This is a genomic window from Extibacter sp. GGCC_0201 (assembly GCF_017566055.1).
In the GTDB taxonomy this organism is placed as follows: Bacteria; Bacillota; Clostridia; order Lachnospirales; family Lachnospiraceae; genus Extibacter.
The window spans coordinates 22,384-36,143 of the sequence record NZ_JABFCH010000008.1 but is presented as its reverse complement, the minus strand read 5'-3'; the positions used below and the strand labels follow the sequence as shown (position 1 = coordinate 36,143).

General features: G+C 49.3%; 12 protein-coding genes. All 12 read left to right on the top strand.

Features of this window, described 5'->3' with window-relative positions; translation table 11 throughout:
- Nucleotides 1–13 precede the first annotated feature (13 nt).
- The 12 genes from HJV72_RS07200 to HJV72_RS07145 all read left to right on the top strand — a co-directional run bounded on the left by HJV72_RS07200 (nt 14) and on the right by HJV72_RS07145 (nt 13,751).
- Nucleotides 14–1,549, top strand: a complete 1,536-nt coding sequence (locus HJV72_RS07200) for an ATP-binding protein (RefSeq protein WP_208069877.1) — start codon at nt 14–16, stop codon at nt 1,547–1,549.
- 43 nt (nt 1,550–1,592) lie between these two features.
- A complete protein-coding gene (locus HJV72_RS07195; protein WP_208069868.1) occupies nt 1,593–1,982 on the top strand; it encodes a DUF4280 domain-containing protein in 390 nt (129 codons plus the stop codon).
- A gap of 24 nt (nt 1,983–2,006) precedes the next feature.
- The gene (locus HJV72_RS07190; RefSeq protein WP_208069866.1) at nt 2,007–2,333 is read left to right on the top strand and encodes an eCIS core domain-containing protein; all 327 of its coding nucleotides are present in this window, start codon (nt 2,007–2,009) and stop codon (nt 2,331–2,333) included.
- Between the two features lie 106 nt (nt 2,334–2,439).
- The gene (locus tag HJV72_RS07185) at nt 2,440–3,966 is read left to right on the top strand and encodes a hypothetical protein (RefSeq protein WP_208069864.1); all 1,527 of its coding nucleotides are present in this window, start codon (nt 2,440–2,442) and stop codon (nt 3,964–3,966) included.
- A 142-nt stretch (nt 3,967–4,108) separates the two neighbouring features.
- Nucleotides 4,109–5,083, top strand: coding sequence for a sugar-binding transcriptional regulator (locus HJV72_RS07180; protein WP_208069862.1), 975 nt, complete (start codon nt 4,109–4,111; stop codon nt 5,081–5,083).
- A 255-nt stretch (nt 5,084–5,338) separates the two neighbouring features.
- The gene (locus tag HJV72_RS07175; RefSeq protein ID WP_243765567.1) at nt 5,339–6,430 is read left to right on the top strand and encodes a substrate-binding domain-containing protein; all 1,092 of its coding nucleotides are present in this window, start codon (nt 5,339–5,341) and stop codon (nt 6,428–6,430) included.
- Nucleotides 6,431–6,527: 97 nt separating this feature from the next.
- Nucleotides 6,528–8,036 (top strand): sugar ABC transporter ATP-binding protein, encoded by a 1,509-nt coding sequence (locus tag HJV72_RS07170; RefSeq protein ID WP_208069860.1) that lies wholly within the window; start codon nt 6,528–6,530, stop codon nt 8,034–8,036.
- Nucleotides 8,026–8,988 carry an ABC transporter permease gene (locus HJV72_RS07165; RefSeq protein WP_208069858.1) on the top strand — a complete coding sequence of 321 codons (963 nt, stop codon included), beginning with the start codon at nt 8,026–8,028 and terminating at the stop codon, nt 8,986–8,988. Before HJV72_RS07170 ends, HJV72_RS07165 begins: the two co-directional genes overlap by 11 nt.
- 36 nt (nt 8,989–9,024) lie before the next feature.
- Nucleotides 9,025–10,104, top strand: a complete 1,080-nt coding sequence (locus HJV72_RS07160) for an alcohol dehydrogenase catalytic domain-containing protein (protein ID WP_066574560.1) — start codon at nt 9,025–9,027, stop codon at nt 10,102–10,104.
- Between the two features lie 19 nt (nt 10,105–10,123).
- Complete coding sequence (locus HJV72_RS07155) at nt 10,124–10,609, top strand: ureidoglycolate lyase (RefSeq protein WP_208069856.1); 486 nt, start codon at nt 10,124–10,126, stop codon at nt 10,607–10,609.
- A gap of 59 nt (nt 10,610–10,668) precedes the next feature.
- Complete coding sequence (locus HJV72_RS07150) at nt 10,669–12,177, top strand: FGGY-family carbohydrate kinase (protein WP_066574564.1); 1,509 nt, start codon at nt 10,669–10,671, stop codon at nt 12,175–12,177.
- A 2-nt stretch (nt 12,178–12,179) separates the two neighbouring features.
- Nucleotides 12,180–13,751, top strand: a complete 1,572-nt coding sequence (locus HJV72_RS07145; protein WP_208069855.1) for a xylulokinase — start codon at nt 12,180–12,182, stop codon at nt 13,749–13,751.
- Nucleotides 13,752–13,760: the final 9 nt, after the last annotated feature.

The following is a 13,760-nucleotide window of genomic DNA, read 5'->3' as shown; positions in this document are numbered from 1 at the left end:
AGTGGAGAATAAGATGATGGATATGACAAGACAGTTAGAAGAAAAGCTCAGATATGTTCTCTGGCAGGCAGACCCGGAAGAAGAGAGGGGGTCGATAAAACCGGATGTATATGGGGAGCAGGAAGCATGGATACGCCACATGGAAGAGCGGAGCAGGCAGGGATGTCCGAGAATCATCGTTGTCCGCGGGGCAGGTGGCTGCGGCAGGAGGACCCTGATGCGTAAGGCGGCTGCGCGGCTGAGAAAGCCGCTTGTATGTGCAGATATGGAAATGCTGTATCAGTGCTGCCTTGAGAACGGAAATGCCGTCTTTGGCGTACTGTCCCGGATGTTGGCAGAGAAGAGACCGATGTTCTGCCTGATCGCCGGACGAAAGGAAGATGACGAGGGGCGGTGGGGCGAGCTGCTGTATGGCCTTATAAATGAAGGAATCTCCTGTTATGTGGTAACGGACAGAAGCATTGCACTGCCCCAGGAAGGGAGCTATGAGCAGGCGGAAATCAGGCTTCCTCCTCCCGATATTGCCCAGCGGGTACTGCTCTGGGAATATCATCTTGGACAGGCCAGGGTCTCAGATACAGTAAAGGCCCCAGTCCTGGCGGGGCGGTATACGCTGAACGCAGGAGCTGTAGCGCGTGTGGTGCGTTCTGCCGGCCTTTACCGTGACGGCGAAGGCAGAGACCTGGTTGAGGAGCAGGATTTTGTGAAGGCTGTGGACATGTATCAAAATGAAAATTTCAGCGAATTTGCGGTGCGGATACCCACGGCATATTCCTGGGAGGACCTGATCGTATGTGCGGATACAGGGGCGCGGCTAAAGGAACTGTGCAGCCAGGTCAGGTACAGAAGCCTCGTAGGAAGTGATTGGGGCTTTTATGAAGGCAAGCCATACGGGCGGGGAATCAGCGCCCTGTTCTACGGCCCTTCCGGCACAGGCAAGACGATGGCAGCCCAGATAATTGCAGGAGAGCTCGGGCTGTCGCTATACCGGGTGGATATGTCCCAGATGATGAGCAAATACATCGGTGAGACGCAGAAGAATATAAGCAGCCTGTTCGACAAGGCAAAGGATATGGATATCGTGCTGCTCTTTGATGAGGCGGATGCGTTCTTTACGAAGCGGACCGGTGTAAAGGATTCCCATGACCGTCACTCGAACGGAGAGATTGCCCATCTGCTTCAAAGGATGGAGGATTATGAGGGGATTACGATATTGACGACGAACCTGAAGGACAATATGGACGAAGCATTCCGGCGGCGTATTAAGATGATGATTGAATTCCAGCTGCCGGATGAACAGGAACGCAGGTGCCTATGGCAGAAAGCTCTGCCTGCAAAGGCTCCCGCCGAAGACGACGTGAATCTTAACTTCTATGCCCGGCAGTTTGAACTCTCAGGCAGCGAGATAAAAGAGACGATGCAAAACGCGGCATTTCTTGCAGCGGCAGAGGGAGGAGCAATAGCAGACCGGCATGTCAAGGCCGCGGTGAAGCAGTGCTATCTGAAGTACGGCAAACTGATGCTGCCAGAAGAGCTGGAAGGCAGATAGATGAGCAGGAACCGAAAAGGTGAATGAAAAGGAGGTGTAAGAGATGGCACAGGCAGCAGTTGACGGCGCGTTGCTGACATGCAGCTTTGGCACGGCACCGTGTACGCTCCGGGTAACATCACAGCAGATGTGCCGGGCGGGCGGAAAACCGGTGGCAACGATACAGGATATGGCAGGGAAGACCAATATATCCGGATTCGCCATGTGTACATCGCTGGCCAACCCGCAGGTGGCGTCCGCCACAGCGGCGGCGCTCGGCGTGCTCACCCCGCAGCCGTGCAATTGTATGGCAGCAGCACCATGGATAAATCCGGGAAAGGCACCCCTCGTCAAAAAAGTGCCGTGTCTTAGAAGCGATGCAAAGCTGATGTGCATGAACGGTATGGGTGTCATAACGATAACAGCCCCCGGACAGTTAAAAGTAAATGTGTAACACCGTTCAGACAGGAGGTGCCCTATGTACCAGTACGAAGAAAAAAAGAGGACACAGGTCAACAAGACCGGAATACCGGACCGTGTAAAAGAAAAGTTCGAAGACCGTTCGGGCTGTTCCTTTGATGATGTGAAAGTGCATTATAATTCTGACAGGCCTGCACAGTTCCAGGCGCTTGCGTATACGCAGGGGCAGGACGTGTATATAGGTCCGGGACAGGAACGGCATCTCGGTCATGAACTGGGACATGTCGTACAGCAGATGGAAGGAAGAGTAGCCCCTACGGCAAAGGTAAACGGGCAGCCGGTGAATGATGATTCAGCGCTTGAGAGGGAGGCAGATCGTATGTAACCTTCCGAATCTGAGCATAAAAGGATGGTGCGTTATACGACGGCTTTGCTATAGCAAGGAGGGGAGATGTAGGTGATGGTATGATTTTAGACAGGGAGGAAACCAGATGTATGAGTATGAGCAGAAAAAGAAGACAACCGATAAAAGAGCGGGTGGAATCATACAGAGATATTTGATTATAAAGACGGATGATTATACAGACAGATATTATTGTGCGAAGCGTACACATTCGGCAACTGCAGGAAAAGTAATGGAGGATACGATTACAGGTATAGCAGTGAAGATGCTGGATGAACTGGATGCAAAGCGCCGCACTTTGATAAGTGGGTCAGAGGAAGATACTTATCTTAAAGAAATAGAAGAACAGATCATTCAGGATCCAGGCGGAAAGCTTCGTTCCCAGATCAGGGCATGGATAGCAGACGAGGCCGGAAGCGACAGCAAAAACCTGGATTTTGGAAAGAAGTTTCAACCCAGAGCCTATAAAAATTACTATGAAGCAGCGCTTGCCCTGACCGGATGGGTAAATGCAAAGCCGGGCAGACAGGAGGAAAAAGAAAAGGCAGAAGAGATATTAAAAGATCCGGCGGTCAGCTACCATCTGGATTCTGTATTTATGAAATTAAAGCATTACATTGACACTAACACCAATAAAAGTACAATTACAAGTGAAATTCAGGCGAAGAGCGCTGTCACGCACAAAATGGACGGGACACCTCTGGCAAAACCGGCAGTGTGGACGCTGTATAAGTCCTATTTCAGCGGAAAAGGAAACAGACATGAACTGCCGGACTACTGGGCGGTTTTGAATGATCCAAAGGCATATGATATTCGGCAGAAGACAGGCGTACTCCATGATTTGATGCATTACTTTTTTGAAAAATCAGGAGATGAGCTTCTCTTTAAAGGACTGCATTTTGATGCAACTACATTAGCCGGAAGAAGACCGTATGACCGTCCGGATAATTCGCAGATTCGCGGGGACCGTAAGCTGGTAAAAGGCGGAGGTGGACATCTGAATCTTTGTGATCCAAACGTGGTGAAGTTTAGTGCGGAGGAAACGTCTCCAAGTTACGAGTATGCGCGCAGAAAGCACCTGCCCATGTATGCAAGACATTCCTTTTCAGCCGCCAGGATGATGGGGCTTGCACGTGAAGCGGGAGCCAAAAAGGAAGAAATTGCCGCTGTGGGATGGGCAATCATGGCATATTGGCGCAGGCACTATGACCATACACAGATTCCTTATCATACGGCTCATGAGATAATGGATTTTGCCCCGGCATTTGGAATTGCATATAATCCCGACGACCGATTTGCAGGTTACAAGGTTTTATCCGACGACTTCCCGCGATTCTTGTATATGCAGGTGAAAGCAGGGGATACAAGAGCTGCCAGGGCAATAATAGCTTATCATAAGAGTCCGTTTAATGCGGCGAAATATCTTTTGCAGAACAAGGAATTGTGGACGAATGAGGAGATTATGAAATTTCTTTCAACGACCTTTCTTCCACTTGGAGAATTTCTGCAGCTTCTGCCATACAGATTACGTGAGTTTTTCCAATATAATGAAAACACGCAAGAATTGTTTAACAGATTACCCAAGGAAAGGCAGGAACACGTAAGGAAACCATAAGAACGACAGCCTCTCCATAGCAGGAACAAAAAGAACATAAGTTCACGTAATGTTGACAAAAAATACTATGGCTGTTAATATGAAACAAAAAGTACCATATACGGGTGATACGTATAGAATGAAAGAATGGCAGGAAAATTTGATGGGAAATAACAGGAACAAGGATATGCAAAGAACGGAATTGCTTGTACAGGTGGCAAGATTATATTATGAACATGATCTGAGCCAGAACGAAATCGCTAAAAAGATTAATCTGTCCAGGCCGTATATCTCCAAGCTGCTGCATGAGGCTAAGCAGGCAGGGATTGTCAAAATCAACATCGAGGACCCTGTCATGTCTGAAAACTGGCTGGAACGTAAGCTGAGAGTATATTATGGACTGAATAAAGTGATTGTCGTTCCCAAGGTAGAGGATATAAATCCTTTGCAGCAAGTGGGAGAAGCAGCGGCGAGATATCTGAACAGTATTTTGAAAAATGGAGATGTCATCGGTTTTTCCTGGGGAGAGACTGTATATGAGTGTGCTAAAGCGCTGCCGAAACGGGATGACCTGAAAGATATGATAGCGGTCCAGATGTGTGGCGGCGTCAGCAATATCAAGAGAAACGTCTATGTATCCGAGATAACAAAAGCTTTTTCTGCCATGCTGAACAGTGCGGGGTATGTGCTGCCTTTCCCGGCCATTGTCGATGATAAGAAGATAAAGGAAGCCATAGATAAGGAACATACGATGACAGACGTGCTGCGCTATGCGCAGCGGGTGAATATCGCCATCGTTACGATGGGAAAGTTCGGGGAACAGTGTGCCCTTGCCCGTGCAGGCTACTTAAGGCCGGATGAGATCAGCAAGTTAAGACAGAGAGGCGCTGTCGGAGATATCTGTACACATGTGATAGACTCCGGCGGCGACATCTGCGACCCGGACCTGGATGTAAGGACGGTGGCGGTCCCCTATGAGCAGATCAAGAGGATCGACACAAGGATAGGCGTTGCTGTCGGGGAGAGCAAGGTTGAGAGCATATTAGGCGCTCTGAAAGGTAATGTGGTAAATGTATTCGTGACAAATGAAAATACGGTGGATGCAATCAGGGATGCCAAGCCTGAGATATTCGAATAGAATGATAAATATGAATGGATAAAAGCCGGCGTGCGGTTATGGATAATCGTACGCCGGCTTTTGTTATGCATAAAATGCACAAAAAATATTAAGCCCGATAAAATGTTTTGTTAATGTTGACAATGAAATGTTTCTGTGATAGTATTGGTTTACAAAAGTGTTTCATATATGAACAAATGATACTACGGTTTACTTTTGACGAAATGATAGTATCAAACGCATGCGGAAAAAACAAATGATTAGGAGGAAAGATGGATGAAAGGAAAAATGAAAAAGTTGCTCAGTATTCTCGTTATGGCAGCGATGGTGTTGGCACTGGCAGGATGTTCCAAAGGAGGAGACAGTAAAGACGACAGCGCGGACAAGGAGACGAAGAAAAGCTTCAAAGTAGGCTACGCTAATAAAACTTTGAACAACCCGTACTTTGTTGCCCTGGACGCGGCATTAAAGGAAGATGTAGAGGCACTTGGATGGGAATATGCAAGCTTGAATGCAGATGAAAATATCGACAAGGAAATGGAAAATATGGAGACGTTCGTAAGTCAGGGTTATGACCTGATTATCATCAATCCGATTGATTCCGAGGCATGTCTCCAGTCTATCTCCAATGCAGCCAATGCCGGAATCCCAGTTATCGCAGTCGATAACGCGCCGGATTCTTCCGCAGAGTGTGTGACGATCGTATGTTCCGACAATGAGAGAAATGGACGGGCGGTCGGCTTATATGTAGGCGAGTCATTTGCCGAGGAACCTATCATCTCCGTTCTGCTGTCGGGCGTGAAAGGTGCTGTCGTTTCTCAGGAAAGACGTACCGGTCTGATATGTGGAATCATAGAGCAGAGAACAGGATGCTCCGAGGATGATGCATGGAAGCAGGCAAGAGAGATGGAGCAGACCTTGATCGATACGGGCAAGGCCTACCATGAAGAAGCGGATTTTGCAATCAATGGACAGGGATGGGGCAACTGGACAGCAGATGAAGGACTTCCGGCCATGGAAGACCTGCTCGTCGCCAACAAGAACATCAACCTCGTTCTCGGCGAAAATGACAATATGCTGTTAGGCGCTATGACGGCCATTGAAAATGCAGGCATGTCAGGCATCAAGCTGGCTGCTGCGGCAGACGGCCAGAAGGAAGCGCTGAAGCTGATTGCAGACGGGACAGATTATCTTGCGACAGGCGACAACAGCCCGACGACCGTCTCTGCAATGACACTGGAAATCGCAGTGGATGTACTGGAAAATGGCAAGACTGCTGATGATTATGAAGAAGTGACACGAACACCGCCGTTATGCTATACCGTCGATAATGCGGGAGAGTATTACAACGCAGACGCAGCATTTTAAATGGAAGGCTTGAAAAACGAATGAGCTTAGGGAGGATATTTCTTTTTGAAATATCCTCTTTACAAAAATAGCATGAAATGTATAAGGAGTTGAAGGGATGGCGGACAATTACAGGGTTGAGATGAAAAACATCGTCAAAAGATTTGGCGGGGTTTTGGCGTTAAATGATGTGTCGCTGAAGATTAAACCGGGGGAAGTACACGCGTTAGTAGGAGAGAACGGCGCTGGGAAATCAACTTTGATGAAGATTCTATCCGGAGCTTTTCAAAAAGATGAAGGCGTCATATTCATAGATGGAAAAGAAGTGAAGATTTCTTCTCCAAAAGATGCGAAGCAATTAGGCGTGGCTACGATTTACCAGGAATTTATGCTCGCTCCGCATCTGACGGTTGCCGAAAATATATTCATCGACAGACTGTCGTCAAAGAATAAATTTATCAACTGGAGAGAGCTGAACGAGAAAGCCACAGAGATTCTGGCAGAGCTGGGATTTTCAGAAATCAATGCGAAGCAGAGGGTCGAGACGTTGACAGTGGCATACCAGCAGGTGGTAGAAATATGCAAGAATCTGACGAGGAACGCGAAGATCCTCGTCCTGGATGAACCTACCGCGGTGTTGACATTTACTGAGATTGAAAAGCTCTTTCTGCTGATTGACAAGCTGAAGAAAAGCGGGGTCAGCATCATCTATATCTCACACAGATTAGAAGAGATATTCCGTATCTGCGATTCGATTACTGTTCTGAAAGACGGGACATTCGTGAGGCAGGTGGACGCGAAAGACATTGACAAAGGGAAGCTTGTCAACCTGATGGTAGGAAGAGACATGTCCACCCTGTTCCCACCGAGAGATGCCAGGATAGGAGATGTAGTATTAGAAGTCAGAAATCTGAACAGGGGCAAGATGGTGCGCGATGTATCCTTTTCTGTTCGTGCCGGAGAGGTGCTCGGCTTCAGCGGCCTGGTTGGAGTCGGAAGGACGGAGACGATGCGGGTCATATTCGGAGCCGACAAAAGAGATTCAGGAGAAGTCCTGTTCCTTGGGAATAAGGTGAACTTCAAGTCTCCGAGACAGGCTGTGAAAAACGGGCTCGGGCTGCTGCCGGAAGACAGGAAACAACAGGGTGTGCTGCTGCAGCAAAGTATCCGCGTCAACACGACCATGTCCTCGCTGAAAAAGGTGACCCGTCTGCTCGGCCTGATTAATATGAGAAAAGACAAGACGGTGACGACAGATGTCCTGCGCCAGCTTGCGACAAAATATAATTCTATCGAAGATGCAACTGCCAGTCTGTCAGGCGGCAACCAGCAGAAGGTAGCACTGGCAAAATGGCTCGTTGCAGACTGCAAATGTATTATTTTAGATGAGCCTACGCGAGGTGTCGATGTAGGTGCAAAGGTTGAGATATATAAAAATATCAATGACCTGGCGGAACAGGGCGTGGCTATCATTATGGTTTCCTCGGAAATGACAGAGATTATCGGCATGTGTGACAGGGCGGTCATCATGCGCCAGGGTACGATAGTGGGAGAACTTCAGAAGGATGAGCTGGGCGAAGACAGACTAATAAGATATTCGATGGGAGTAAACGATCATGAAGAATAGTGGAAGTAAAATCGGAAAAATATTAATCAATAATAATACATATATCATGCTGCTGTTATTGCTTATCATATGCGCAGTTATTTCACCTGATTTTTTTACCTTGCAGAATATAACAAATCTGTTGAGACAATATTCAGGAACTACGATTGTGTGCATGGGGATGCTCTTTGTCATCCTGACAGGAGGAATCGACCTGTCGGTCGGTTCTATCGTGGCGCTCGGAAGTGTTATGGTAGCCTATGCGCTCACCACGAAAGGTCTTGGAATGTTCGGGGCGATTGCCCTTCCACTGCTGTGCGGGCTGGCCTGCGGGCTGCTGACCGGATTCTTCGTGGCGATTACGAATATGGCCTCGTTCGTGGCATCGCTTGCCATGATGACCATAGCCAGAGGCGTCGCGTACGTCATCTCGAACGGACAGCCGGTACAGACGCCGCAGAATACGATCGGACGTCTCGGTGTCGCCAATTTTGCGGGGGCGGTACCGTGGCTTGCTATCATCGCGCTACTTTTTGTCGTACTGTTCTGGATCGTGTTGAAATACACTTCGTTCGGTCGGATTGTAATCGCAATCGGCAGCAACGAGATGGCAGTACGGCTGGCGGGTATCCGGACAAGGTGGTACAAGCTGGCGGTCTATGCGATATCGGGTGTCTGTTCCGGTATGGCGGGAATTATCGCATCCTCCAGAACCGCTATCGGGACCCCGATTATCGGACAGGGGCTGGAACTGGATGCCATTGCGGCGTGTGTCATCGGAGGCGCGAGCTTAAGCGGGGGGCGCGGCTCGGTCCTCAAGACGGTTGTCGGTGTGTTCGTGCTTGCCTTCATCAGCAATATCATGAACCTGCTGGCAGTGCCGGCCTACCCACAGGATATCATCAAAGGGGCAATCATCATAGCATCAGTTCTGCTGCAGGAATTTACAGCAAATAAATCAGAAACTATTTGACAGAGGGATAAACAGCGGTTTGACGGAGGTGTAGAAATGGCAAAAACAGTAAAGACGATGAAAGCATTAGTCGTATATGAAAAAGGGAAATATGTGCTCGAGGAAAACTATCCTGTTCCTGAACTAAAACGCGGAGAGGTTCTCATAAAAGTAGAGGCATGCGGAGTATGTGCCAGCGATATCAAGAACTGGCATGGTGCAGAAGGGTACTGGGGAGATGGTACTTCAGAACCGTGGGTAAAGACCCCGTTCATACCAGGGCATGAATTTGTCGGCGAGGTAGTGGAAGTAAGCGAAGGATATGAAGGCGATGTAAAGATTGGGGACAGGGTTACGGGTGAACAGATCGTACCGTGCGGGGAGTGCATGTTCTGCCAGACAGGCAAGTACTGGATGTGCGATAAAGCGGATATATTCGGGTTCCGGGAACATGTCAACGGAGCTATGGCCGAGTATATGGTGCTGCCTGCGAAGACGAGAATCTACCAGATTCCAAAAGACCTGGAACTTGAAAAAGCGGTGCTGATCGAGCCATACAGCTGTGCAAAGCACGCGGTCGACAGGGCAGACATATCCAATACGGATGTCGTCGTGCTGTCGGGTGTCGGGACGCTTGGGCTTGCAATGGTCAATTACGCCCGTCTGAGAAATCCAAAGACATTAGTGGCGATAGACATGATGGATGACAGGCTTGAGATAGCAAAACGGTTTGGGGCGGACATCGTGCTGAATCCGGCGAAATGTAATATAGAGGAAGAGATAAAGTCGCTGACGAAGGGGTATGGATGCGACATCTATATCGAAGCGACAGGCCATCCGTCAAGTGTACAGCAAGGTCTGGACTCCATAAGGAAGCTCGGCCGGTTCATCGAGTTCAGCGTATTCGGGCAGAAGGTGTCTGTAGACTGGTCAGTCATAGGTGACGGCAAAGAGCTGGATATTCTGGGTTCTCATCTCGGTCCATATTGTTTTGATGTTGTGACAGAGTGGATTGCAGACGATACGATCTATACGGATGGAGTCGTGACACATTCTTTTAGCTTGGATCAGTGGCAGGACGCATTCGAGCAGAACGCTAAAGGAGAAGGCTCGCTAAAAGTCATCATAAAACCGTAAAGAGAGGATGGGCAGGAAGATGAAAGCAAAAGAAATATCAAAGGATAACTTTACTGAATATGGGCAGGTACATAATATGCTGGATAAAGAAGCGGCCGGCTTTGGGAATGGATTGTTTACCTTCTACAGGGATTCGGTCAGATACTGCGCGGCGTCTCCAAACATGGGCCTGTCCACTCTATCGGTTGCCAGAGATGGCAAGTTTCAGATCATGGCGCTGGAGCACCACAATTATACTGCGGAGATTATGATGCCGATGGATGATGATATGGTGCTGTGCCTGGCGAAGGCAGGCTCGGAAGCAGAACCATGCCGGGAGGACCTGGAGGCATTTATCGTACCCCGGTACACGATGGTCCACCTGAATCCGGGGGTATGGCATTACATGCCGCTTCCTATGCATAAGACAGAAGTAAACGTGCTGGTCGTGCTGCCGGAGAGAGCATATCACAATGACTTGTCCTCTGTAGATATGTCTGAAAAAGAACTTTTCATTGAGATTTAGCAGAGGAAGGAGCGGAGTGGCAATCTCTGCTCCTTCCATATTTATGACAGGAGGCATATATGGGGAATTTGTTTGTTGGTATCGACACAGGTACGCAAGGCGTGCGGATAGGCATTGCAGATGAAACGGGTAATATCGTCACCATCCACGAGACAAAATGGGAGACAGAGTACCCGCGTCCTGGGTGGGCGGAACAAGACCCGATGATGTGGTGGAAGAGTATAGAGGAGACGTTCGGCAGATGCTGTGCTGACCTGACGGATGAACAGAAGCAGGCTATCGTGGCAGGTACGGTGTGTGCAACATCATCGACAGCAGTACCTGTCGACGATAGAGGGACACCCATCACGAATGCGATGATGTGGATGGATGTCAGAAGCAGAGGGGTAGCGGAAGAAATCAACGCGACAAAGCACGATAGATTAAAGCATTGCGGATATGAAGTGTCACCTGAGTGGCTCATTCCAAAAGTTGTCTGGATCAAACGCAACGAAAGAGAAATCTATGACGAGAGCTATAGGATTATAGAACAGCTGGACTGGATTAACTTCAAGCTGACCGGCTGCATGGCCGCGTCCATCTGCAATGCCACGTGTAAATGGAACTATGTGCTGTCGGAAGGCGGGTTCAGCCGGGACTATTTTACAAGAATAGGGCTGGAAGACTACGAAGAAAAGCTGATAACGAAAGTACTAAAAATTGGCGAAGAGGTAGGTACCATATCAGAGGACTTTGCCAAAAAGTATGGTATCAATCCGAATATGAAGATCGTGCAGGGATGTATCGACGCGCATATGGCAATGTTCGGTACGAATGCAATCACTGCCAGCAAACTGGCGGTGACGATGGGGACAAGCTTTGTCCACCTGTGCCTCACCCCGGAACGAATCGATGTGAAAGGGATATGGGGGCCATATGACAGCGCGATCATAGACGGCAGCTGGCTGCTGGAAGGCGGGCAGATATCTGCCGCGGGCCTGGTGAACTGGTTTAGGAAGAACTTCCACATAGAAGGCAGCAAGGACAACGTGTATGCCAGGCTGATGGAGAGCGTGAAGGATACGGACATCGGAGCCGAGGGTGTCGTCGTACTCGATTTCTTCCAGGGGAACCGGACCCCTTATAAAGATTCGTTTGCCAAGGGTGTCATATATGGGCTGACCATGAAGCATACGTGGAAGCACATTTACCGGGCGGTGCTGGAGTCGGTTGCATTTGGTACGCGCAATATTGTAGAAAATTTTGAGGAGCAGGGATGCAGGATCGATAAGATCGTCGCCTGCGGAGGCGTGACAAAAGACAGGTCATGGCTGCAGATCATCGCAGATGTCACAGGCAGGCCGATCGTGGTGAACAAAGAAAGCCAGGCAGGAGTGCTCGGCTGCTGTGTCGTCGCCGCGGCACAGGGGAGGTACTATAAGACTTTTGAAGAGGCGGCTGACGCCATGGTCACGACTAGCGAGGTGATAGAGCCGGACATGACGGCAAATGAGAAGTACAAGGCAGTGTTTGAAACGTATCTGAAGCTGTATGATAACCTGAAAAAAATGATGAGAGATGAGGTGTAGCAATGTCAGGAAGGAAAGATACATTGTTGATGGCAATCGACTTGGGAACGAGCTTTATCAAGGTCGGCGTATACGATGCCAAGAGCAGTTGCGTAGCAGTAGAGACAGAGCCGGTGAAGGACTACCGGCCGGCTCCCGGCATCTTTATCCAAAAAGGAGAAGAACTGCTCGGGTCTGTCGTGGAGTGTATGAAGAAAGCGGCTGCAACGCTCGGAGACAGAAGCAGCCAGGTGGAAGCGATTGCATTTACCGGGCAGATGTCTGGCTTTATGGGAGTGGACAGAGATTGGAATGACGTTACCACCTGGTCCTGCTCTCTGGACAGCAGGTACATGCCGTATGCAGAGCGGCAGATGAAGGAGCTGAAGGACAAGTTCTTATGTATCGGCGGCACGAACTTCCCGCAGATGGCGCCAAAGTACGAGTGGTTCCGGACCGAATATCCGGGGGAAAGCAAGAAGATTGCAAAATATCTGATGATCAGCGGATATGTGATAGGAAAGCTCGGAGATATCCCGGCAGATGAAGCAGTCATTGACCGATCCTTTACACAGTGGACGGGCCTGGCGGATGTCCAGAATGACAGATGGTCCGATGAGATATGTGACGCGATACACCTGGATCAGAGGTATCTGCCTGAGATAGTGAACTCTAACCACATCTGCGCACACTTGAATAAGCAAATGGCGTCACTTACAGGACTGAAGGCAGGGATTCCGCTCGTGTCAGGGGCAGGTGACAAGGCGGCAGGATGTCTAGGTGCGGGAATCGTCGATTACGGAGATATGATTTTTGAAGCCTCCTCCTATGGAGAGGTGAGCTGCTGTGTGAAGGAATACCGTCCGGACATGGAGGCAAGACGGCTGGATGTCATTCCCTCTGCTATCCCGGGAGACTTCTTTGCCACTCATTTTGTCGCCGGTTCGGGAATTACGCTGGACTGGTTCATGAATACCTTTGTAAAGCACGAAGGCATAACGACGAGAGAGATGTTCGCACAGATGGAGCAGATGATATCCGGCATAAAGCCGGGCTGTGACGGCGTCATGGCAGTCGGGCTGCTAGGCGGCAGCTCTATGCCGCTTGACGGGGCGCTCAGAGGGATGTGGATGGGGTTCGACTGGAGCCATTCCCGGGAACATTTTTATAAAGCGCTTCTGGAGAGCTTTACCTATGATTTTTCTCTTTCGGTAAAAAGTATCGAAAGGCTGTACCCGGAGTATGCCATGGACAGCGTCAAGATCATCGGGGGAGGCGCCAAATCTCCGGTATGGAGCCAAATGTGTGCAGATGTACAGGGTAAGACTTACGCCGCACTCAACCGAGAAGATGTGGCGATGTGGGGAGCGGCGCTTCTGGCTGGAAACGCGGTCGGTATCTTCGGGGATCTGAAGCAGACGGCAAGAGAGCATGTCAGAGTCATCAAGGAATATAAGCCCGATGCAAAGACGGGCAGAACATACAGGAAATATATGGACTTGTACGACAAGTACACGGTCGAACTGCATGATTTTTACAAACGCCTGCAGGATATTGCGCATGAGGCAGAACAGGAAGGTGATGGATTGAGATGAAGGCTTATG